The 23,470-nt window shown below is 35.8% G+C and carries 23 protein-coding genes and 1 pseudogene; 6 read left to right on the top strand and 18 right to left on the bottom strand.

Features of this window, described 5'->3' with window-relative positions:
- Positions 1-137: 137 nt before the first annotated feature.
- Complete coding sequence (ilvN, locus tag AC5LXI_RS10255) at positions 138-632, bottom strand: acetolactate synthase small subunit (protein WP_493442230.1); 495 nt, start codon at positions 630-632, stop codon at positions 138-140.
- Entirely contained in the window at positions 632-2,350 is a 1,719-nt protein-coding gene (ilvI, locus tag AC5LXI_RS10260) for an acetolactate synthase 3 large subunit (RefSeq protein ID WP_493442231.1), read from the bottom strand. The genes ilvN and ilvI overlap by 1 nt, the downstream gene beginning before the upstream one ends.
- A 307-nt stretch (positions 2,351-2,657) precedes the next feature.
- Here ilvI and ygfZ point away from each other — a divergent pair, with 307 nt between their 5' ends.
- The gene (ygfZ, locus tag AC5LXI_RS10265; protein WP_493442232.1) at positions 2,658-3,533 is read left to right on the top strand and encodes a tRNA-modifying protein YgfZ; all 876 of its coding nucleotides are present in this window, start codon (positions 2,658-2,660) and stop codon (positions 3,531-3,533) included.
- A 55-nt stretch (positions 3,534-3,588) separates the two neighbouring features.
- On the opposite strand, the gene AC5LXI_RS10270 is transcribed toward ygfZ, so the two are convergent.
- From AC5LXI_RS10270 to ppdD, 5 genes are all read right to left on the bottom strand, one after another.
- Positions 3,589-4,755 (bottom strand): M20 aminoacylase family protein, encoded by a 1,167-nt coding sequence (locus AC5LXI_RS10270; protein WP_493442233.1) that lies wholly within the window; start codon positions 4,753-4,755, stop codon positions 3,589-3,591.
- Positions 4,756-4,942: 187 nt separating this feature from the next.
- Positions 4,943-5,677 (bottom strand): prepilin peptidase, encoded by a 735-nt coding sequence (locus AC5LXI_RS10275; RefSeq protein ID WP_493442234.1) that lies wholly within the window; start codon positions 5,675-5,677, stop codon positions 4,943-4,945.
- Positions 5,677-6,846 (bottom strand): protein transport protein HofC, encoded by a 1,170-nt coding sequence (gene hofC / locus AC5LXI_RS10280; protein ID WP_493442235.1) that lies wholly within the window; start codon positions 6,844-6,846, stop codon positions 5,677-5,679. Before hofC ends, AC5LXI_RS10275 begins: the two co-directional genes overlap by 1 nt.
- A gap of 6 nt (positions 6,847-6,852) precedes the next feature.
- Positions 6,853-7,968, bottom strand: a complete 1,116-nt coding sequence (locus AC5LXI_RS10285; RefSeq protein ID WP_493442236.1) for an ATPase, T2SS/T4P/T4SS family — start codon at positions 7,966-7,968, stop codon at positions 6,853-6,855.
- A gap of 33 nt (positions 7,969-8,001) precedes the next feature.
- Positions 8,002-8,433, bottom strand: a complete 432-nt coding sequence (gene ppdD, locus AC5LXI_RS10290) for a prepilin peptidase-dependent pilin (protein ID WP_493442237.1) — start codon at positions 8,431-8,433, stop codon at positions 8,002-8,004.
- Positions 8,434-8,658: 225 nt separating this feature from the next.
- On the opposite strand from ppdD, the pseudogene ampD reads away from it, so the two are divergent.
- Positions 8,659-9,216 (top strand): annotated as a pseudogene (gene ampD / locus AC5LXI_RS10295) (1,6-anhydro-N-acetylmuramyl-L-alanine amidase AmpD); the annotation flags it as partial.
- Between the two features lie 15 nt (positions 9,217-9,231).
- Positions 9,232-9,531: a YqcC family protein gene (locus AC5LXI_RS10300; RefSeq protein ID WP_493444289.1), complete on the top strand. Its 300-nt coding sequence runs from the start codon at positions 9,232-9,234 to the stop codon at positions 9,529-9,531.
- Positions 9,532-9,599: 68 nt separating this feature from the next.
- Here AC5LXI_RS10300 and mltG read toward each other — a convergent pair whose 3' ends face one another.
- The 3 genes from mltG to AC5LXI_RS10315 form a co-directional block, all read right to left on the bottom strand.
- Entirely contained in the window at positions 9,600-10,613 is a 1,014-nt protein-coding gene (mltG, locus tag AC5LXI_RS10305) for an endolytic transglycosylase MltG (protein ID WP_493444290.1), read from the bottom strand.
- A 6-nt stretch (positions 10,614-10,619) separates the two neighbouring features.
- Complete coding sequence (gene alr / locus AC5LXI_RS10310; protein WP_493442238.1) at positions 10,620-11,705, bottom strand: alanine racemase; 1,086 nt, start codon at positions 11,703-11,705, stop codon at positions 10,620-10,622.
- A gap of 295 nt (positions 11,706-12,000) precedes the next feature.
- Entirely contained in the window at positions 12,001-13,608 is a 1,608-nt protein-coding gene (locus tag AC5LXI_RS10315; RefSeq protein WP_493442239.1) for a hypothetical protein, read from the bottom strand.
- 353 nt (positions 13,609-13,961) lie between these two features.
- On the opposite strand from AC5LXI_RS10315, the gene AC5LXI_RS10320 reads away from it, so the two are divergent.
- Genes AC5LXI_RS10320 through AC5LXI_RS10330 form a run of 3 tightly spaced genes read left to right on the top strand, consistent with a single transcriptional unit; the run spans position 13,962 to position 15,708 of the window.
- Positions 13,962-14,315: an ArsC family reductase gene (locus AC5LXI_RS10320; protein WP_493442240.1), complete on the top strand. Its 354-nt coding sequence runs from the start codon at positions 13,962-13,964 to the stop codon at positions 14,313-14,315.
- Between the two features lie 16 nt (positions 14,316-14,331).
- The gene (gene dapE / locus AC5LXI_RS10325; protein ID WP_493442241.1) at positions 14,332-15,465 is read left to right on the top strand and encodes a succinyl-diaminopimelate desuccinylase; all 1,134 of its coding nucleotides are present in this window, start codon (positions 14,332-14,334) and stop codon (positions 15,463-15,465) included.
- Between the two features lie 57 nt (positions 15,466-15,522).
- A complete protein-coding gene (locus AC5LXI_RS10330) occupies positions 15,523-15,708 on the top strand; it encodes a YpfN family protein (protein ID WP_493442242.1) in 186 nt (61 codons plus the stop codon).
- A 27-nt stretch (positions 15,709-15,735) separates the two neighbouring features.
- Here the strand turns inward: AC5LXI_RS10330 and cysZ are convergent, their stop codons facing one another.
- From cysZ to AC5LXI_RS10370, 8 genes are all read right to left on the bottom strand, one after another.
- Entirely contained in the window at positions 15,736-16,527 is a 792-nt protein-coding gene (gene cysZ, locus AC5LXI_RS10335; protein WP_493442243.1) for a sulfate transporter CysZ, read from the bottom strand.
- 97 nt (positions 16,528-16,624) lie between these two features.
- Complete coding sequence (locus AC5LXI_RS10340) at positions 16,625-18,496, bottom strand: tRNA(Met) cytidine acetyltransferase TmcA (protein WP_493442244.1); 1,872 nt, start codon at positions 18,494-18,496, stop codon at positions 16,625-16,627.
- A 3-nt stretch (positions 18,497-18,499) separates the two neighbouring features.
- Complete coding sequence (locus tag AC5LXI_RS10345) at positions 18,500-18,955, bottom strand: DUF441 domain-containing protein (RefSeq protein WP_493442245.1); 456 nt, start codon at positions 18,953-18,955, stop codon at positions 18,500-18,502.
- Entirely contained in the window at positions 18,955-19,665 is a 711-nt protein-coding gene (purC, locus tag AC5LXI_RS10350) for a phosphoribosylaminoimidazolesuccinocarboxamide synthase (protein WP_493442246.1), read from the bottom strand. Before purC ends, AC5LXI_RS10345 begins: the two co-directional genes overlap by 1 nt.
- Before the next feature lie 188 nt (positions 19,666-19,853).
- A complete protein-coding gene (locus tag AC5LXI_RS10355; protein WP_493442247.1) occupies positions 19,854-20,597 on the bottom strand; it encodes a hypothetical protein in 744 nt (247 codons plus the stop codon).
- Positions 20,598-20,631: 34 nt separating this feature from the next.
- A complete protein-coding gene (gene dapA / locus AC5LXI_RS10360; RefSeq protein WP_493442248.1) occupies positions 20,632-21,510 on the bottom strand; it encodes a 4-hydroxy-tetrahydrodipicolinate synthase in 879 nt (292 codons plus the stop codon).
- Positions 21,511-21,607: 97 nt separating this feature from the next.
- A complete protein-coding gene (locus AC5LXI_RS10365; RefSeq protein WP_493442249.1) occupies positions 21,608-22,366 on the bottom strand; it encodes a Nif3-like dinuclear metal center hexameric protein in 759 nt (252 codons plus the stop codon).
- 8 nt (positions 22,367-22,374) lie between these two features.
- On the bottom strand, positions 22,375-22,704 hold the full coding sequence (locus AC5LXI_RS10370) for a helix-turn-helix domain-containing protein (protein WP_493442250.1): 330 nt from the start codon (positions 22,702-22,704) through the stop codon (positions 22,375-22,377).
- Positions 22,705-23,470: the final 766 nt, after the last annotated feature.

The following is a 23,470-nucleotide window of genomic DNA, read 5'->3' on the forward strand; positions in this document are numbered from 1 at the left end:
AAGATATTTTTGTTTCAACTAGGACATAAGTCCGAACCTGATGCGTTATACCACATTTTTAGGAAATTATTTGATGATTACTTTTTCATTTATAAAAAAAGCGCCTAGCGCGCTTTTCATTTTATTTAGATGATAACTTATTTGACCGTTTTTTCACTGCGTGATAAACCAATAATACCAGAGCGAACAATTTCTACTATATTACAAGTCTCACGAATAGAGGATAGAAATGATTCTAATTTTTCACTAGTACCTGATAATTGGACAATATAATGTGTTGCCGTCACATCAACAATCGAACCTCTAAAAATATCAGCACAACGTTTAACTTCATTACGTGCATCAGAGCTTTTAGCTGCAACTTTAACTAACATTATTTCACGTTCAACATGTGGCCCCTCTGTAAGGTCATTAACACGATAAACATTGACCAACTTATGTAATTGTTTTTGGATCTGTTCAAGCACATGTTCATCGCCAGATGTTTGAATCGTCATTCGACTCATTGTTGGATCTTCAGTTTGTGCGGTAGTAATGGATTCAATATTAAACCCACGCTGTGAAAATAAACCAATAATTCTTGATAATGCACCTGGTTCATTTTCAGTTAAAATTGATAATATATAACGCATTAGGTTCTCTCCGTTTTACTAAGCCACATCTCATTCATTGCCCCACCGCGAATTTGCATTGGATAAACATGTTCTGTCGCATCAGTCATGACATCAATAAAAACTAAACGATCTTTTATAGCTAGCGCTTTTTTAAGTTTAGGTTCCAGATCTTCTCGTTTATTAATTACCATCCCAACATGACCATAAGCTTCGGCAATCTTGGCAAAATCAGGTAATGACTCCATATAAGATGACGAATGACGACCTGCATAAATCATATCTTGCCATTGCTTAACCATGCCTAAAAAACGGTTGTTAAGGTTTAAAACAATTACAGGTAAACCATATTGCAAGGCTGTTGAAAGCTCTTGAATATTCATTTGAATACTACCATCACCTGTTACACAAACTACATGCTTCTTAGGGAATGCAAGTTTAACACCCAATGCAGCAGGTAAACCAAAGCCCATGGTACCCAGACCACCAGAAGTAATAAAATGACGAGGTTTGTCAAAGGGATAATAGAGCGCAGTAAACATTTGATGTTGACCTACATCGGTTGCAATATAAGCATCACCTTTGGTCAGCTTATATAAAACTTCAATCGCTTCTTGTGGCTTGATACTTTCACCTTCATGGCTATAAGCAAGACATTTGCGAGCTCGCCAATGCTCAATCTGCTTCCACCAATCAACTAAAGCATCTAGGTCACGTTCAGTACTAAGATCTTCAAGTTGTGTTAACATGGTTTCAACAACTTTTTTTGCATCACCTACTACAGGTATAGTTGCAGAAACAGTTTTGGATATAGACGTTGGATCAATATCAATATGAATAATTTTGGCTTTTGGACAATATTTTTCAACATTGTTAGTAGTTCTATCATCAAAACGAGCACCTATTGCAAAAATAACATCTGCATTATGCATTGCCATATTAGCTTCATAGACACCATGCATACCAATCATGCCTAAATATTTTTTATCTGTTCCGGGAAAAGCACTAATCCCCATTAACGTTGAAGTCACAGGCAGATTGAGTTTATCTGCTAGTGATTTAACCACATTGCTAGCGTCAGCACTAATTACCCCACCACCAATGTATAACACAGGTTTTTTAGCTGCTAATAAGGTAGTTAATGCTTTTTTAATTTGCCCTTTATGTCCTTGAGTCGTTGGATTATAAGATCGCATTGTTACTGACTTTGGATAATTATAATTATATTTGTTAGCTGGATTAACTATATCTTTCGGCAAATCAATAACAACTGGACCTGGGCGACCAGTAGAAGCAATATAAAACGCTTTTTTAATCGTTTCTGGAATATCTTTACTATCTTTGATTAAAAAACTATGTTTAACAATTGGGCGTGAAATCCCAACCATATCACACTCTTGGAAGGCATCATTACCAATTAAATTACTCGCGACTTGGCCAGATAAAATTACTAATGGCACTGAATCCATATAGGCTGTTGCAATACCTGTAATAGTATTAGTTGCCCCGGGGCCTGAAGTAACAAGTACCACACCAACATCACCTGTTGCTCTGGCATAACCATCAGCCATATGTACTGCAGCTTGCTCATGACGAACTAAAATATGCTCAATACCACCTAAGGTATGAATTGCATCATAGATATCCAGAACACTACCACCTGGATAACCAAATATCTGCTTAACTCCTTGATCAATCAGTGACTGAATGACCATTTCTGCGCCTGACAGTTTTGCCATGGTTGTTGCCTCCATTTATAACTTATTTGTCATTTTTGATTTATTTTGCATGAACTAATACAGAAAATCAATAAAGTCAATAATATAAGTTAATATCTTCTCAAAAATGGGTCGTAGTGCTCATTTTTGAAAGAAATAACTTGTAAAAGTTTATTTTATCTATTTTAATGCAACAATAGTGAAAAATTGATCGATAACCCAATTGACTGATTTTGAATTATTAAAAGCGTTTTCGCTTTTTTCCCCTCTTTTATATATGTTATTCATATTGTATTAGGGTTCTTTATAATTATAAAAGGTGTTTTTAATGGCCAATTCTTATTACAAACCAACCTCACTATCTGATTGGCAGTTAGTTAAAGTATCAGGTGTGGATAATCGTACATTTTTACAAGGACAAATAACCGCTGATCTTAGTCGTATCAACGAAAATTCAGCGTCATTTGCAGCACATTGTGATGCGAAAGGACGTATGTGGAGTAATTTTATATTATTTCAACGAGGTGAAGATATATTCTATATCTTACGTAAAAGTGTTGCCGAAAGACAAATTGCTGAATTGAAAAAAACTGCGGTTTTTTCTAAAGTAACAATAGAGGCTGTTCAAGGTTTAAATCTTGTCGGATTGGAAGAAGATGCAATTGATCCTTCCGTAATTTCAGCACTAAGTGAGCACAATTGTGTTACTATTGACGATGTTACTTATATCAAATTTACATCGCCTAACTTGCGAGTGATAAAAGTATCATCTGAACCATTACCAAGTGATTTACAACCGTCTGATCACTGGTTAAAACTTGAATTAGAATCGGGTCACGCTATTATTGATTCACCGAATATCGAAAGTCTACTTCCTCAAGCTTGTAATTTGCAACATTTCAAAGCGATTAGTTTTGACAAAGGTTGTTATTGTGGACAAGAGATGGTAGCTAGAGCGCAATTTCGAGGTGCAAATAATCGCGGACTTTATCTATTAAAAGGCAAAAGTAAGACTTTACCGATAATCGGCGATAAGCTTGAATATGAACTTGAAGGTCACTGGCGCGAAGGCGGTCAAGTATTAGCAGCATTAAAAATTGGGCAAAATGATGAAGTTTATGCTCAAGTTGTACTAGCTAATGGCATTGATATTGAAACAAAATTCAGAGTCAAAGGCCAAGCAGAGAGCGAATTATATTTATAATAACATATTGATATAGTAGGAATAATTTTATAATTATTCCTACTATTTTGACCTTTTAATTTCCTAATTCTTGATGAACGATATCAACAAAATATTCTGCACCTGTTGTTAAAATCTCATCATTAAAGTTATATGACGGATTATGAACGTTAGCACCTTCCCCTGCACCAATTTTAATATACACGCCAGGTACTTTTTGCAACATAAAGGCAAAATCCTCTGAACCCATTGTTGGTGGTGAATCAATAATAATCTTATCGTTATCGACAATTTTTTGAGCAACTTTAATAGCAATATCAGCTTGTTTAGCGTGATTGATAGTTGCCGGATAACGACGTTGATAATCCACTTCAGCTTTGGTACAAAATGTTAAAGCTGTTCCGGTTGCAATATGTTTGATTCGTTCTTCTGCCAAATCCTGATCTTCAACACTTAATGCTCTTACTGTACCACGAATCACCGCATGTTGAGGAAGTACATTCCAAGTGTCACCACTATGAATCTGTGTCACACTAACCACCAGTGAATCGGTTGGATTTAAATTACGGCTGACAATAGTTTGCAAACTATTAACAATATGAGTGGCAGTTAAAATGGTATCTTTACCTAAATGTGGTGCCGCCGCATGCGCACCGACACCGGTAATTTTGATTTCAAACACATCATAAGATGCCATTACTGGCCCATGATTAATCAAAAAATGGTTTAATTCCAAATTAGGTTGATTATGCATACCATAAATGGCTTCGATCGGAAATTTGTCAAATAGACCATTTTCCACCATCACTCGACCACCGCCTTCATTTTCTTCAGCAGGTTGGAAAATCACCACAACCGTGCCAAAAAAATCACGATGGGCACTTAAATATTTTGCCGCACCTAATAATGTTGCGGTATGACCATCATGTCCACAGGCATGCATTTTTCCAGGTATTTTCGAACAGTAATCGATTTTATTTTCCTCAACGATATCCAAGGCATCAATATCCGAACGCAAACCAATCGTACGACCTTTATTCTTACCATGAATCACCCCTACCACACCGGTTGGTGCAAAATCAGTATACAGTTCGTTAATTCCAAACGATTTTAGCTTTTCAATAATAAATTGTGTGGTCAGTTTTTCTTCGAACGCAGTTTCTGGGTGGGCATGGATATGATGACGCCACTCTATCATCTCATCTTTTAATGCGGAAATACTTTTGGCGGTAGTACTAGTCATTGATTATTCCTTACATTTAATAATAAATCTGAAAGATTTTACTAATACTATAATCCTAATTAGAACGGAGTAAAAATAACTAATTTTTCTAACGTTATCCTTTTTAGTTATAAGCAAAATAATACGGTAAATTGATAAAAAGATCAAATAGATATAGTTTTAAAAATCAATAAATTAAAAATCAAAATCAAAAGAGATAGAGCATTAGATAACCTGATAACAATAAAAAGGGGCCAAAGGCAATATGCATTGAGGTTCTGCATTTTGCCAAAATAAAATAGAGTATGCCAAATAATGACGCCATAATTACCAATATCGGCATAAATTGATAAGGTACCCATGCCCCCAAAGCCGCAGCAAGTTTAATATCACCATCACCTAAACCAATTCGTTTAGTTAGGCAAAAATAGCAGAAGGCGGGTAATTTAAGCATTAGATAACCATAAAAGATACCTGTTAAGGCATCGTTGATGGTTAATGAACACAGATTAAAATAGGACATCATCAATCCTGCCCACATCAATGGTTGAGTAAAAAAATCAGGCAGTAAAAAATGGTGAAAATCAATCAAGGCTAAAACAAAAAACCATGCGGCAAGTAGCATTAGTAAACCGCTTTGAAAATTGAGTCCTTTATCCAAGTAAATCAATAAAAATAATCCTGCTATGAACAGTTCAAAAAATAGGTAATAAAAAGCGATTTTATGCTGACAAAAATAGCAACGTTTTCCTAACATTATCCATGACAACACCGGAATCAAATGCCAAGCATAAAGTGAATGGTGACAATTCTTGCACGTAGAGCGAGGAACACTAATAGCCACTAAATAAGCAAACAAAGATTGCGACGGCAAATAACGCGAATAAGCAACTTGTAAAAAACTACCTACAGCAAGACCAATACAAAAAACCACTACAGCCATTAATGAATCACCTCTCCCATTTGAAATATCGGTAAATACATTGCAATAACTAATCCGCCAATGATCAAAGCTAAAAATGACATCAGTAATGGCTCAAATGATTTTACTAAATTATCGGTTAAGGTTTGATTTTGTTGTTGATAGTATAGAGATAAATTATTAAGCATCACATCAAGCGAACCAGACTCCTCACCAACATGAACCAATTGCACACATAGCTTAGGGAAATAAGGTGATAATACCTGACTAAACGCATTACCTTGCTCAATACCGTTAATCATTTTTCTAATAATGTCACGATAGTAATCATTTACTGTTGTATTTGCTGAAGCAATTAACCCTGTTAGTAATGGAATGCCAGCTTGCTGAGTGATCGCTAAAGTATGGAAGATTTGCATTAAACACTGCGACTGAATAACTTGTCCAATTAATGGCAACGTTAATTTTCGCCGATCAATTGATGACTGATAACGTTTTTTAAAAAAACGCTGAAATATAAAGTAACCAATCATTAGTGCTAATAATACAATTAATCCATTTTGTTGAACGCCATTTGCAAGGTCAATTACTAGCTGTGTAAAATAAGGTAATTGAGCATCAAAGCTCTGATAAATATCGTCGAATTTTGGTAACACAACAAACATCATCACCATAATAACCAGTATTGATACTGATAATAAAAAAAGCGGGTAACGCATTGCTTTTTTAATCTGTTTTTGTAATTCCAATGATTTTTCAAGATGTAAAGTTAACTGCTCAAAGCTGTGGTCTAATTGACCTGTTAATTCACCAATAGCGATAATTTCACAATAAAGTGCCGGAAATACCGAATGATGTTGATATAAAACTGTGGATAAAGTTTCGCCTTTGACTACCTGTTGACTAATATTTGCCAACAAATATTGCCATTGCGGTTTGGGCTGATCATCAATAAGTAATCTCAAACTATCAATGATCGATAAACCCGCTTTTAACATGGTGGCTAATTGTTTAGTGATAATTAACAAATCACTAGGCTTAAAACTCTTTTTAGTAATGATATTTCCGAAACGAATTTTAACCGCAATTTGCCCTTGCGATAATAACTGTTTTTTCACATCTTGCTTAGATGTAGCAATAATCTTATTTTGCTGAAAGTTAATGTCATACCAAAAATAGAGCCGTTTCATTCACAATTACCCAATGATTACCTCACCTAAAACTCGATTTAATTCAGCCAGCGTAGTAACGCCCTGCTGCACTAATTGATAGCCAGCTTGCATCAAGGTAACTCTATTTTTCGATGAGATGGGTTGATTAGTTAAAATCTGCTGTTGCACGTCTGGCGTGATGATTAACAGTTCATATAAACCCACTCGCCCTAAATAACCGCCAATACACTTTTCACACCCCATGGCAATAAAGTGTGGCGATGGTTGATTATCAATTAAAGCCTGTTCACTCGCAACCACTTTACAATGTTGGCAAAGCTTGCGCACTAATCGCTGTGCAATAACCAATTTTAAGCTAGACGATAAAAGATAATTTTTGATACCCATCTGATTTAATCGAATAATTGCTTCACTACTAGAATTAGTATGTAAAGTTGATAACACTAAATGTCCTGTTTGTGCGGCTTGGATAGCAATTTCGGCGGTTTCGTGATCACGAATTTCCCCTATCATCATCACATCCGGATCTTGGCGCAACAAGGCACGCAATATTACCGAAAATGTCAGACCAGCTTTAAAATTAATCGCAGTTTGATTGATGCCCTCTAAAGGAATTTCGATCGGATCTTCAGCACTACAAATATTTCGTTCAGCTTTATTTAATCGTTTTAATGCACTATATAATGTCATAGTTTTGCCACTGCCGGTTGGGCCAGTAACTAAAATCAACCCTTGCGGATAATCCAATATCTGTTTAAACGTAATTAGATCTTGTTCAGTTAATCCTAAATCATTAATAGTCAGCTCTGATTCATGATTATCCATAACCCGCAATACAATCTTTTCACCGTTGATCACAGGTAAAGTAGCGATGCGCATGGCATAGTTATTTATTACCAATTGACCATCTTGTGGTAAGCGATGTTCAGCAATATTTAAATTAGCCATAATCTTTAACCTAGCAGCTATCTGCTTAGCAAGACTTGGCGGTGGCGTTAGCATATTTTGTAAAACGCCATCAATTCGCATGCGAATTCGATAATATTGTTGATAAGGTTCGAAATGGATATCGGAAGCACGCTTTTCCAATGCTGATAGCAACAGTTTATTGAGACTTTCTACTACTTGACCTTCTTGCATAATCATCACGTTTATTATTTGAATTTAAAACCATTAAAATTTAAAAATATCTTCGCAAGCAGCATTTAAACTGTTATCAACAGGACTACTTGCACAAGTACGTGACCAATCTAAATTACCTAACGATGAGTTCAACTTTGGTGTTAATGTTGTGGTTAAGCTCGATAATGCACTTTTGCCAACGATAGTAATCACTCCATTAGTAACCGAGATCGAAGTCACATAGTTAGTCGATCTTGTGGTTGGCACGCCATTTGCCCCACTACTGCATTTATTTAATGCACCTTGTTCAACAACACAAATTTCAATTGCTGTTTTATATCCTGTCATTACTTGAAGCATGTCGGTTAAAGCGGCCTTTTTGACATAATTTTGATAAGCTGGCAAACCAATAGCGGTTAAAATGGCAATCACCACAATGGCAATCATTAACTCAAATAGTGTAAATCCAAACTGCCTGTGCATAAAATCCTCAAAGATTAATTGAATGTTTGATAGAGTGACTTTATAGCAAACTAAAAAAATGAAATAATAAGTAAATAGAAAATTTGGAAGTTAAAATGAAAATTAACTATCACAAATAACACTAAATTAATTAAAGTTGTGAACTCGATCGCAATACAGACTAAACGTATTGGAGCTATCATGCCCATAAAAACTAAACCTTTACAAATTAAATCATTAAAAAACATGACTTTAAAAAATTCATCTTTTAAAATCGTTGATGATTGGATTAAAAATGTCAAACAGGTCAAATCGCCTTATTATAACGATAGACCGACTAGTGAACCCATATCATTATTAGTTATTCATAACATCAGTCTACCGCCAAACCAATATGGCGGCCCTTATGTGGAACAACTCTTTACTGGTAAACTCGATCCAAACGAGCACGCTTATTTTGCGGACATCTACCAATTACAAGTATCAAGTCATCTATTTATAAGGCGTAATGGTGAAATTATTCAATTTGTACCATTTAACAAACGGGCTTGGCATGCCGGTAAATCAAAATTTGAAGGTAAAGAGAATTGTAATGACTTCTCAATTGGCATTGAATTAGAAGGATGTGATACGGATGATTTTACTGAAGTTCAATACCAACAACTTGCCAACCTCACCATACTATTACAACAAACCTATCCAATCAAAAATATAACTGGACATAGTGATATTGCCCCAGACCGTAAAACCGATCCTGGTCCTTGTTTTGATTGGAATTATTACCAAGCATTACTTACCCAACAAACGCAAATTAATGCCATGGTCAACCAAATTAACTTGATTAGAGAGGAACTAGAAAACCTAACCTTATGGCAACCCTCACCCCCTGCTGCTGAAGCATTTTTAAGTGAACAGCCATTTGCGCTCGACACCATGCAACCGCATGAATGGTTACAATGGATCTTTATTCCGCGCATGCAAGCTTTGATTGACGCCAAAGCTGAACTACCAAAATTTGCTCTTCATCCCTATTTTGAAGAAGCGTTTAAACAACAAGACATTGACGCTAATTACCTATTGACACTCATTAAACAGCTAGATGATTTATCGGTAAATTGATAAGACGGCAATTAAATAATATAAAACAAAAGGTAGGACAGCCACATTAGTGGCTGTAGAATGGAAAACTAATTGGTCATACGGCGGTATTCATTGACAGCTTGTTGATGATTACTGTAGGTGCTACTAAACGTATGCCCTCCTGTACCATTGGCAACAAAAAACAGATAATTGGTTTTAGCTGGATGTGCAGCTGCTTCAAGCGAGGCTAAACTAGGCATAGCAATTGGTGTAGGTGGTAGTCCGTCAATCACATAGGTATTATAAGGATTATCAGTATCAGTCAAATCTATTCGTCTAATTTTTCCAGTATAATTATCACCTAAACCATAAATAATAGTTGGGTCGGTTTGCAACTTCATATTTGCTTTTAAACGATTAACAAAAACCGAAGCGACATTAGCCCGCTCTGAACTAAGTCCGGTCTCTTTTTCAATAATGGAGGCAATAATCAACAATTCATAAGGTGACTTATAAGGCAAATCCTTGTCACGATTATCCCACACTTTTTGTAAATTACTCTTCATCGTCATATGAGCACGTTTAAGAATATTAATATCTGAACTATTTGCAGTATATTGATAAGTATCTGGCGACAACCAACCTTCAAGTTTTCCGCCTTCAATGCCTAACATCGTAGCTATTTCATCATGTGATTTACCAGTCAAGGTTTGTTCAATATTAGGGGTTTTACTCAATACATTCAACCAATCCTTTGCACGTTTACCTTCAACAAATTGCACAAAGAAGCTGCTCTCTTTACCGGATACTAACAACTTCAAAAACTCATCAACTGTCATATGAGGATGTAATTGATAAGTGCCGGCTTTAATCGAACTTAAAGAAGGGTCGAGTTTATATAAATAAGGCAATAAATAAGCTTGGTGCATTAATTCACTCGCCTTAACTTGTTCAACTAATTGATGTAAGGAAGTGCCATGTTTCAATACAAACATTTGATTGTCAGCCGTGACATTCATATGTTGCTTAGAAAATTGTTGCAAATAATAATAACCAATAGCTAACGAACCACCAACGATCAGAACCACTATCAACAACGTGTACAAAACAAATTTTTTAATCATAACTTAATCTTTATAACGAATTTTTGCGCGTGAAGTTAAGCGCGTTAATAACTCATAAGCACTAATTCCAGTATGCTTCGAGATTTGTTCAACAGGCAATTGCTTGCCCCAAAAAATGACTTCATCACCGGGTTTATCTTGGCAATGTTGGCCTAAATCGACCACAATCATATCCATAGAAACGCGGCCAACAATCGGTACAAGGCGGCCATTAATATATACTGGGGTATTTTCAGGAATATCACGTGGATAACCATCACCATATCCCATCGCCACAACTCCTAATATAGTATCTCTTTCACTTGTCCAAGTTTGACCATAACCAACAGCTTGGCCTTTTTTATGCTTACGTACCGCAATTAATTCAGACTTAAGCGTCATTGCGGGTTGTAAATCTGTAACCTCCTCATCAAACGGTGAAACCCCATACAACGCAATACCAACTCGAATCATATTATGATGAGAATCAGGCCAGGCAAGAATACCGCCGGAAGCCGCAATTGATTGCTGACAACCAATCAAATTACTATCAACCAAGCAGGCAAATTCATCAAAGCGAGCCATTTGCGTCTTGGTTTGTGATGAATCAAAATCATCAGCGCTACTAAAATGACTAATAATATTAATCGGCTGACGTACTGCTTTACAGCTAGCTAAACGATTGAACTCGCCAATAGCCTCATCAAAATTAAAACCTAAGCGATGCATACCAGTATCGATCTTAAACCAAACCGTAATTTCATTAGGAAAAGGAATCGTATTTAAATCATCAATTTGCCAACTTGAATGGATAACCGGTTGTAAATTAAAATCGAGTAAATCGTTAATATCATCGTGCGGAAAAAAACCCTCCAAAAGAACGATAGGGCTACGAATACCAACTTGACGCAAAGCTACAGCTTCAGAAATACGGGCAACGCCAAAACAATCAACTTTATCATCCAACAATTGGGCAACTTCTTCCATACCATGACCATAAGCATTTGCTTTAACTACCGCCATTAAAGTACGGTTAGGAGATTTTTGTTTAAAAAAGTCAATATTATGTAAAATTGATTTACGATTAACTTCTACTACAGCAATAGACATTTTGCATAACCTAACTAAGATATTAAGAAGTTATTGTAAAATTTGTTACTGATAATCACAAATAAAAAATCGACAATTTATACGATTTTGTAGTTCAATATGTGACGAAGTTAAAAAAACACACTAATCTCTGCATTATCACAATTCCTATTAATTTAATTATTTATACGCTCAATAATAAGAGGTGAAGTAGGATATCAAAAACCCCTTTCTTCAACTTTTTACTGTAAAAACCCTGTTCCTCAAATCACAAGCTCTCCCCAAAGGGAGCTTAAGTATTCTACCAGAGTTTACCTTAGTCAGAGCCAGGATCAGGCCATACACACAAACTATAGGCGCCATTTTTTCTAGCGAAATCCCAATTAATTTGACCATCAACCGAATATACATCTAATTGAAAGGGGTTATCAGATTCTCCTTCTTCATTGGTATCTAATTGAAAGGTTTCGTTAGATTCTTCGTGACCTATATCTTTAGTCCAATAACCATGGTGGCCAAAGTTAGCATTTTTGTAGAACTTTTCGTCGTCCATGTTTCCCCATTCTGAAAAAAAGCCCTTACCGATTACACGTTTGAAATAATTATCAGTTGCTTGTGGATCTGCACCAATAGCCCCCTTACAATACTCAATATATCCAGCACCCGAGCAAGCACCGTTTGTTAAATCTCTAACTCTAGGAATTCCATAACTTATTTTTTCACACCAATTTTTTGTATTATTATATCTATGACTTTCTTTTCCACGATTAACAAACCACTGCTTCAATACAAAACCATATTTAACAATTACGGGACCCTTGCTATCGTATCTACCGACTAGTTCAAATGTTAGTGGTAAATTAGGTTTAACTATTTCATCAGGAGTAACTGATTCCCATTGTAGTTTTTTAGCAACAGGACCTTCTAGTGTAACTCTAACGAGTGAACCATCACCATTAGCAAGTAAATCATCATTATTAGCTATGTTAGCAGTAATACCACCATCTTCTTTATCAACAGAAACCGACCAAACCAATGGCCGAGCGCCACCTATATCTAAATAAAAATGCAGCTTATTAGCACCAGTAGTCGGGAAATTTAAATCATAAGTAAGTTGTGGTTTGAATCCTTTATCAGGATCCCACATTGAAACTGGACCGTTAAAATCATGATCGTTAACTAACGGATTATTTTCTAAATTTGATCTAACAAAACATATTAATGGACTTGCTTTTGGATTTATATAATAGGTTACACTCCGCCCAATAATATTCTTTCCGTTAGGAATACCATACCTAGTTTTTAATATGGCATCTGTATTACTCAATGTCACTTTATAAGGTGCGTTACAAATGTCTAATCTAGCATTACGTGCCACAATCTGATTATTTTTGTCGGTCATGGTTAAATTTAAACTACCTGTAATTGTAAAATCTACATCTCCATCATCATCTCCCCAATAATTATTGGGTGCACCAAGAAGTGAACTTAATTCGACTGAATCAGAACCCGCTGGTACCAGTGTAACAATATCTGCGAGAGTTTCGTTAGTACTGGGCAGCTCGATAGGTATAGTTGATGAACGGTTCGTTACTGGCGTTATCTCGTTTCCGTCAGATAAGGTAATCTTGAACAATTCATCATCCAAGTTATTAACCTTGGTTTGACCGTTATCAAATGTTAAATAAGGAGCATTACCATTAATCATATTTAATGTTTGGGACGTTAAAGCTTGACTACTTGATGAAAAAGACAGCATAAAAGCTAAGCTTAAAATGATCTGTAAAAATAAAAAAGATCGTGATAATAATCTTACGAATTGATAGAAAAATAAGCTATTATTGAATATTGAACTTTGATTATAAGAAATATAGCAATGTAAATTGTAGGTTGGAAAAATTGGTGGTTGGAAGTTATAATTCATTTCGGTGATCCTGTTAAGTAATTCCATAATTAATTGAAATTCTCTTTACATATCGAATGAATACCATTCGATTACCTCACTTAAGAATACATTGGAAGTATAAGGATAGAAAAAGAACCACGCAATTCCAATATGTAATTTAAATTGTTAACTTTTGTTAAGCATCTAATTAAATTACGCATTTTTTAATTCATTAAACTTAATAATTTCTGGATTTAAAAAGCCTACTCCTCAATTTTATTGACCCAAAAATCATCTAGTTTCGAAACAATCCTAGGCCTTCACCTTTGTTTGCTGTCTTTTAGCGTTAGCTGTTATAATCACTTTTTCTATTGTTTTTTAGGAAGATAGTTATGTATATTATTTATGGAATTAAAAATTGTAATACCATGAAAAAGGCATTTACTTGGCTTGATGATCATCATACTAGTTATCAATTTCATAATTATAAAACGGATGGTTTGTCTGCGAAGTTGCTAACTAGTTTGTTAGACGTTGTTGATTGGCAGAATTTGTTAAATACTCGCGGTACCACATGGCGTAAACTGGAAGAATGTGTACGTAATCAGATTGATAATCAAGATGCCGCTATGAAGATTATGTTAGCCAATCCATCTATTTTAAAGCGCCCATTACTTGTTGATGGTAAGCGAGCTCTGTTGGGGTTTTCTGACGAGAGTTATTCGCAATTTGTTAACTCTAAATAATAAAATCGAGACCATTATGACTGAACCAGTTATTGCACTAACTAAGGCATTGATTGCTGAAAAATCGATAAGCCCCGATGATAAAAACTGCCAAACTATGATCATCGATCGTTTAAAACCATTAGGCTTTGTAATTGAAGAGGTGAATATTAATAAGACGAAAAACCTTTGGGCTTATCATGGTAATGGTAAAACCTTAATGTTTGCCGGTCATACAGATGTGGTGCCAGACGGTGATGAGAGTAAGTGGAGCTATCCACCTTTTGTGCCAACTATTGATGAGAATGGCGTTCTTTATGGTCGTGGTGCAGCGGATATGAAAAGTGGCGTGGCGGCGATGGTTTGTGCTGCTGAGTCGTTTGTTAAAAAATATCCTGATCATACTGGGAGAATTGCGTTTTTGCTCACCTCTGATGAAGAAGCTGATGCGACTGATGGTACAGTAAAAGTGGTTGATTTACTGATTCAACGCCAAGAACAGATCGATTATTGTATCGTCGGCGAACCTTCCAGTGACAGCATACTGGGTGATCAGATTAAGAATGGTCGTCGTGGATCTCTAACTGCCAATCTTGTAGTGCATGGTATTCAAGGTCATGTTGCTTATCCTCATCTTGCTGATAATCCGATTCATAAATTTGCACCAGCATTAAATGAACTGGTGAACACGGAGTGGGATAATGGCAATGAGTATTTTCCTCAAACCACGATGCAAATAGCTAATATTAATGGCGGCACAGGCGCTGAAAATGTGGTGCCTGGTGATTTGTCGGTACAATTTAATTTTCGTTATAGTAGTGAATTGACCGATGAGATGATTAAGGTTAAAGTCGAGGCGATTTTGCAAAAACACCGTTTAAATTATACCTTAAATTGGCGGTTGTCTGGTCATCCATTTTTAACGCCACAAGGTGAATTAACCGATGCGGCAGCAAGTGCGATTAAGACCTTTACGCAGCTTAATACCAAATTATCGACAAGTGGTGGTACGTCTGACGGACGTTTTATTGCTAAGTTAGGTTGCCAAGTGATTGAACTTGGTGTAATAAATAAAACCATTCATAAAGTGAATGAAAATGTGAATTGCCAAGATATTATTACATTACAGGCTATCTATATTGATATTTTAGAGAGATTGTTACTAGGGTAGATTTTAGTGTAATGTGTTCATATTATATGTTAAGTACTCATTCTTAAGGGGATTGAAATGGAGTGGCTTAAAGATTATTGGTGGGTGATTCTGATTATTTTAGTAGGGATCTTTATTAATACGATTAAAGCACTAAATAAATTAAGCTATAAGCACTATTTAGAAAAAAAGAAAGGGATAAAACCTATCCCTTATACTGATGATGAAGACGACGATTGGCCAAATCATCCTTTGCAAAAATAATTTATCAATTATCAAAAATCATTACTTTTACTGGCCAAAAATAGCTTGGTGACGATAACGATCAACCCACATCGCTGTCGAGCCACAAACCGCAATTGGCATAACAATTAAATTCAACAACGGCACCATAGTAAAAAAACTAATTAACATGCCAAATATGAGGTTATCAGCACGATCTTGTTTTAATAATTGGCGCATACGTTCGAAAGAGACTTTATGGTTATCAAATGCATAATCTGCATATTGGATGTTGATTTGCCAAGCAGTAAATAACAACCACACTATCGGAGTAATCGATTGCCCGATGACCGGAATTAGATAAGTTAGCAAAATCGGAATCGCCCATAATAAATAATAACCAAATTTTTGTAATTCACGCTTTAAGATGCGTGGTAAGTCTTTTAATAAGTTCATCCAAGATGTATTGGGTGCATTCACGCCTGTGAGTTGCGCTTCTACCTGTTCGGCTAGCAAGCCGTTAAATGGCGCAGCTATTATGTTAGTGATGGTGCTAAAGAAGTAACAAAATAAGATCGCTAAAGTTACAATCACAATAGCACTAATAATGTAACCCAACCAATGCAACCAACTCGGAATAAATGATAATCCCCAATCCACCATGCCAGTAATCGAAACAAAAAACCAATAGAATAACGACGACATAATAATAATATTGGCAAGCAATGGTAGAAATACAAAGCGTTTTAAACCTGGGCTAAACGCTAATGACCAACCTTGAATAAAGTAATCAATACCTGATTTTGATCGCTTATGGATATATTGATGTTGTGATTGATTTTCTAACTTAGGTGACGTCACAATGGGTTCCTTTTACTTAATATTGTCATCATTTTAAACGCAAATTAAATCGGACGGCAACTTGATTTCCACTTTTTGATCGTAAACTAATCACTATTTATTTGTGCTGATTTTCAAACCATATTTTTACTTTTTGTTTAATGGCCTTAATCATCTCATTTCGGCTGGTTAATTGGTTTGTTAATCCTGATCGGTTATTTTGTAATAATTCGGTTAATAATGACATTTTACTAACCTTTTCAAGACGACACAGTGCTGGATAGGATGCTTCAAACGGCCGATGGTAATAACAGAAACCTTGCAGTTCTTGATAATCTTGAGGTGTTAATGTTTGCTGATCATCAACAGTGATTAGCTGACTAAACGGTAAATCGATAATTACGTTTAGCCAGTAACCATTTCGCTTTAAATTTTGCGTTAAGCGTTGGCAAATTTCGTGACCTTGCTGAGTAATAGGTTTAATTGCCATCATTGAGTAACTACCGGAATTGGCTTGTTTATGGCTGGCAATATGCACTAAAGTAAAGCCACAAGCTTGCCAAAACTGGTAATTGGGCTCACTATAAGCAAAACTGACCGAGACAAAATCGTTATTATTTTTCATTGCTTGTTGATAGATCTGTTCTATCAACTGTTTGGCAATTTGTTGACGTCGATAAGGTTCGATAACTGCGATGCGGTTAATTCTGACTGATTTGAGTTTAGCCGCCAATTTTTCGCCAGCATGCGCAACCAATGATTGTGCAACAAGATTACCTTTTGGTCGACGTGTGCCTTTCCAAACTGCATCAATTAGTTCATCTGATAAGTTACCTTCATCAATTGTAATAGCAGCTGCAATCAGTTGATCACCTTTTTTTGCCTGCCAAACCATTAGATTTTGTGCATCAAAAAGTCGTCTTAAATCAACTAAAGTTGTTTGGTAGTGGGCTTTTTTTAATAAATAGTAGATCGACTTAAGTGTCTCGATATCGGCCCTTTCGGCAAGCGAATAGGCAATAGTTTGCTCATTAATTTGCGATTTTATCGTCATTACACCATTAAGCAGTAATTTATCGCAAAATTGCTCTAGCTGGTCGTTATCTTGCCAACGTATAGGCGAATTAAGATAAAATCGCTGTGTGGTTTGATTGTCTAATAATTTCAATAAAAAACCCTGCCCTGTTCCTTCGTAACCTTCCACTGTAGTAGTTAATAAGACTTTTGGTGCCAGTTGTAAAAGTTGCTCAAGCATAGGTACAGGTATCATCGCCGCTTCATCAATAATGAGCCATTCAAAAGATGGATATTCCACCATTTCAATAAGTTGATCGGGTGCATAAAATGGTGTTTCTTGTTTAGCAAACTGAAAAAATGTCGTTAATGCACTTTTACTGGGCGCAGTAACCCAGCAATTATGATGATGAGTAAACTGTCCAGCTAATGCTGATTTACCGCGTCCGCGTTTTGCAATTACGATATTTAAGCGATTATTGCTTTGTAATAATTGGTCCAGAACATACTGTTGTTGAGTTAAATCGTGTTGCTTATTTTGCAATGGCATGAACGTTAGTGGCTGTTTTGTGATATATTTTAATAAGGTTTGTTGTAAATGATGAACAAAATTAGGTACATTAATCGGTATAACAGATTCATTCCAACGTAAACTATCTTGGTCTACCCAATTCGCAAAATCGCTCGGCAAAAATAATATAAGCACACTGCCTTTCACTAAGGTGCCAGCTAACATTGCAAACGCATCTAGATTAAAACCTTCGGTAGCATCAAAAATAGCATGTTTGAACTCTTGCCCGAGTAATGATTTGCTTCGATTAGGTTGAATATGGTTTTTAATTATTATTGGCAAATTGGTTTGTGCAGTCACAGTAAGCCAATCGCCCGGCTGCTGTTGAATGATAGAACTGACTTGAGTAAATAATTGGGTTGGCGAACCTTTTAACACCCACAGTCTTCTGGTGTTATTAGTCATTAATTAACTTTTTCCAATCAATAATGACAAAATCCCCGCTGCAATTAATGGACCGACCGGTATCCCTTTGAAAAAAGCCACACCAATTAACGTGCCAATTATTAAACCATTTATGATGGTTGGCTGAGCCGCAATTAGTGATATGCCGCGCGTTCCAAGCCAGGAAACTAAAATCCCAACTAAAACAGCTAGTAATGATTGCCAAGTAGTAAATGATTTTAAAATATCGGTGATTTTTAATGAACCATCAGCCAACGGCACCATCATAGCTGCTGTTAAAATAACAATACCTATGATTAAGCCATATTGCTTCAGAAACGGAAAATAAGTTGCTAATGGTGTTAATTTAAATAATAACAGAAGCAATACTGCAAAGGCTACTGTGTTATTATGCGTAATATAACACAGTGCCGCTAAGCCTAATAAAAGAAAGAATGAGATATCAAATTGGACAAACATTAAAGCGGAACTCCGATGCGTTTGGCTACCTCTTCGTAGGCCTCGATCACTCCGCCTAATCCCTGTCGAAAACGATCTTTATCCATTTTTTTCAAAGTCTCTTTTTCCCACAAACGACAACCATCTGGGGAAAACTCATCACCTAAGGTGATTTCGCCCTTAAATAAACCAAATTCTAATTTATAATCAACGAGAATTAAGCCTGCTTTACCGAATAACTCGGTTAAAACAGTGTTTATTTTAAAGCTAAGTTCTTTCATGGTTGCTAATTGTTCGTCAGTTGCCCAACCAAAGGCCTTACAGTGCGATTCATTAACCATCGGATCATGTAGCGCATCATTTTTTAAAAAGAGTTCAAATGTTGGTGGATTAAGGATTTTACCTTCTTCAACACCTAAACGTTTAACTAATGAACCAGCAGCACGATTACGTACCACACATTCAACTGGCACCATATCAAGTTTTTTAACTAATACTTCATTATCTGATAATAGGGCTTCAACCTGAGTTGGAATACCTGCTTCACGCAACTTAGTCATAATAAAATAGTTAAATTTATTATTCACCATCCCCTTACGATCTAACTGTTCAATGCGCAGTCCATCAAATGCCGACGTATCATTACGAAATTCAAGAATTAGTAGATCAGGGTTGTCAGTGGTGTAGACAGTTTTTGCTTTACCACGATAAAGCTCAGCCAACTTTTTCATGTTTATAACCTTATATCAAATTGCCAATAAATAATTAAGGAGCTATTTGCCCCTCTATTTCAAATCAAATACCCCGTTGCTATTTATGTTTATTAAGAACCTAGCGAAGGTAAGTTACTCCAATATTGGGTTAAAATAGACTCGCGCTATTTTAACGCTTTCAGATAAAAGACTATCAGATCGATAAATTAGCGATCATTTCTGATGCTATCTTTAAGATCTTCTTTCAGATCCTTATTTTGATCTGATTCTTCACTATCTTTTTTTTCTTTAACAGGTACAGTTCGAAGTGATTCAGGGGCGACATCATCCATTAATTGATTGAATAACCCAACCACATAACGCTGAACTTCGATCGGTTGTGACATAAGATCTTCACCACCACGCGTTAATGAATTTAATACTATGGTGATGGTTTCTGTTTCGCCTAAAATTTGGCGGGTAAATACAAAAGATGCGTCAACAGGTTGCTGTTCATCTTGACGAATAATAATCGCATCATTGGTTTTAATGGTTTTACTATCGCTTGAACTGACCAGAATATTCTGTTTGTTTAAGGTATTTGGAATATTATTCCAAATACCATAACTAATAGGCACATTAAAAGTAACAGTACCATGTTCATAAAACACAAAAGAATCTGGGATAGTTGAAATAGTTAATGTTGGTGGACGGACGTCAAGTTGTTTACCAACAGCACCTTCAACATTGTTGTTGTCTACATAAAAATCACTAGATTCGACTGGCACAGAAACACCTTCAGGAATAATTAACGATTTTAAAGCTGGAGAACTGAGATAATCTTCATTGCCGTCAATTTCTCGTTTATAACGCTGATCATTACTACATCCAACAAGAAACATAGAAGTAATAACCGATAAAACAGCTATTTTCTTTAAAGCATTGCTTTTCAATTCTATTTTATTCAACATAGATTTCTGCTTTTAGAGTGAGGTTATAGTCAATTTAAATTAATTTAGCATTTTTCAATGCTTGTTCAACTACGGGAATAGAAGCTTCACCCAATTGGACTAATGGTAAACGGATAGCACCGTTCGCAATTAAGCCTAAACGAGCACACGCCCATTTAGCTGGCGTTGGGTTTGGTTCAATAAATAAATGAGTATGGAGCCCCATTAGAGTATCGTTTAACAGGCGCGCCTGTTGGATTTGGTTATTAAATGCCAATTCACAAACGGTTGCTACTTGTTTTGCTGCCACGTTAGCCGTAACCGAAATAACGCCATCACCACCTAAAATAATAAAATCTAAAAAAGTTGCATCATCGCCACTTAATAACTTAAAGTCGTCCCCAACTAATTTACGTGTTTTATAAACGCGAGATAGGTCACCGGTTGCATCTTTTAACGCAACAATATTTTTAATTTTAGCTAATCGACCGACCGTTTCAGGTTTAATATCACTACATGTTCGACCTGGGACATTATAAAGAATTTGAGGTAATGGCGAACTTTCTGCAATAGCTTTAAAGTGTTGGTATAAACCTTCTTGAGTTGGTTTATTGTAGTATGGTGCGACAGTTAAGCAACCAACTACACCAATATCTTCGACTTGACGAGTTAATTCGATCGCTTCTTTAGTAGCGTTTGAACCTGTGCCGGCAATAATATCAATTCGTCCATCTGCATAATCAATAGTACGTTTGATAACATCAATGTGCTCATTATGATCAAGCGTTGCTGATTCGCCGGTTGTTCCTACTGATACAATGGCAGACGTGTCATTTGCAATATGATATTCGACCAATTTTTTTAAGCTTACATGGTCCACATTTCCTTTCGAATCCATTGGAGTAACAAGTGCGACCAGACTTCCTGTAAACATAAAGCGACCTCTCATATTATTGGTTATGATAACAACTTAAAGATTAAAAAAAGCTGCGAATAAGTATGCGATATTTCTTATTTAAATTCAACTTTTGTTATGCAGGATTATCAATATCGACAAAAATAATTTCTAAGTCATTGTGTCTGGCTAACCATTCACCCAACTTTTTAATACCATAACGTTCCGTTGCATGATGACCTGCAGCATAAAAATTAATGCCATATTCTCGTGCAATATGAATTGTCCTTTCCGATACTTCACCTGTAAAAAACGCATCAACCCCTTGCTGAGCAGCCGATTCAATAAAATCCTGCCCACCGCCACTACACCATGCCACCCGATTAATTACCGCTGGTGCATTATTACCACAAAATAAAACTGAACTGCGACCATTATGTAGCTTTTGTTCAAGTTGTTGCTTAAATTCAAGCGCGGTTATTGGACTTTCGAACGTTCCTTTAAAAAGTAAATCGGTAATATCACAACGCGTATCAACTGTAATATCAAACATTTGACCAAGTAAAATATTATTACCCAAAACTGGATGACCATCTAACGGAAGATGGTAGCTATATAAATTAATATCATGACTAAGTAAAGTCTTCATCCGGTGATATTTGATACCCGTGATCGTTTCAGGTTCATTCTTCCAAAAATAGCCATGATGAACCAACACAGCATCGGCATTAAGCTCAACAGCTTTATCTAACAATAATTGACAAGCTGTAACCCCTGTCACAATTTTCTTAATCTCTGGTCGCCCTTGAACTTGCAAACCATTTGGTGCATAGTCACGATATCGTGTCACTTGAAGTTCATTATTAATGATTTGTTGCAGTTCTAATTGATGCATAATAACCTCTATGCGAGTTGAGTATCATTTTTATTGATTTCCCAAAGTACTTCAGGATGAGTATCTGCGATTTTAATCAACACTTTTGCTGGTCCCTGTGGTTCACGCCTTCCCTGTTCCCAACCTTGCAGCGTTTTTTTAGATATGCCAAGTAAGTTGGCAAACTGCGATTGGCTCAAACCGGTTTTTTGTCTAGCTTCGGCAGCGGGGGTTAATTTCACTCTAGTGTTTTTACCATTTTGCCCAGCCAACACCTTATCGACTGAAACACTTAGACGTTTGTCGAGTTTTTCATCAATGCAAAAAACCTCTTCATGGAGTTTTCTATTTTTTGCCATAGTTAAATTTCTTCTATATTAAGAGTATCATCTACCATATTTGGTAAATAAAAGCGTCTAAATAGTCCAACCATTGTACCTCATTGAGGTATAACTTCAACTACTATTCTACGATGTGAATAATATATTGTGATGAAACTATATAATGGTTAACCTAACATCGAAAATTAACTTATTTATAATTTATGATTTATTTTAACCTAATTAAATGATGAATTGTCGTATTTTTAACCAATAATATTGATTAAAAAGAGAATTATTGTGCCTATTTTTGGAATTGGTTTAAGTACGCTTTTTGCGGTATTTTTTGCGATTCATACGATAAAAAACAACAGGCATTTATAAAACTGCACCAGACATCTTATTGCAGTATGCTAACGCTTTATATGAAGATAAACAATTTAACAAAGTCTAAGAGACACTCGACTACCTTCGCGAAACCAACCCTAACTACTATTCGGATGAAGTTCACCTACTTTACACTAAAATTCTGGTTTCACTCAATCAAATCGAGCAAGCTAAAGAGAAGTTTGAAGCACTTGTTGATTACTACCCAAGCTTTGAAGTTATATCTTACTATTTGCAAACACTGATTAATTGGAATGAGATTAATAAGGCAAATCAAGTTTTACAAATTATCGACCACCGCTTAAGGCATTTACCTATACGTGCTAAAAAACTTAATAGTCAATGGATTAGAGAGATTAATTAATCACGACAAAAAATGAGTTAAATTAACCGTTAATAATCTATTGATAACGAATTT

It is taken from the genome of Gilliamella sp. LMG 34361 (assembly GCF_984569075.1).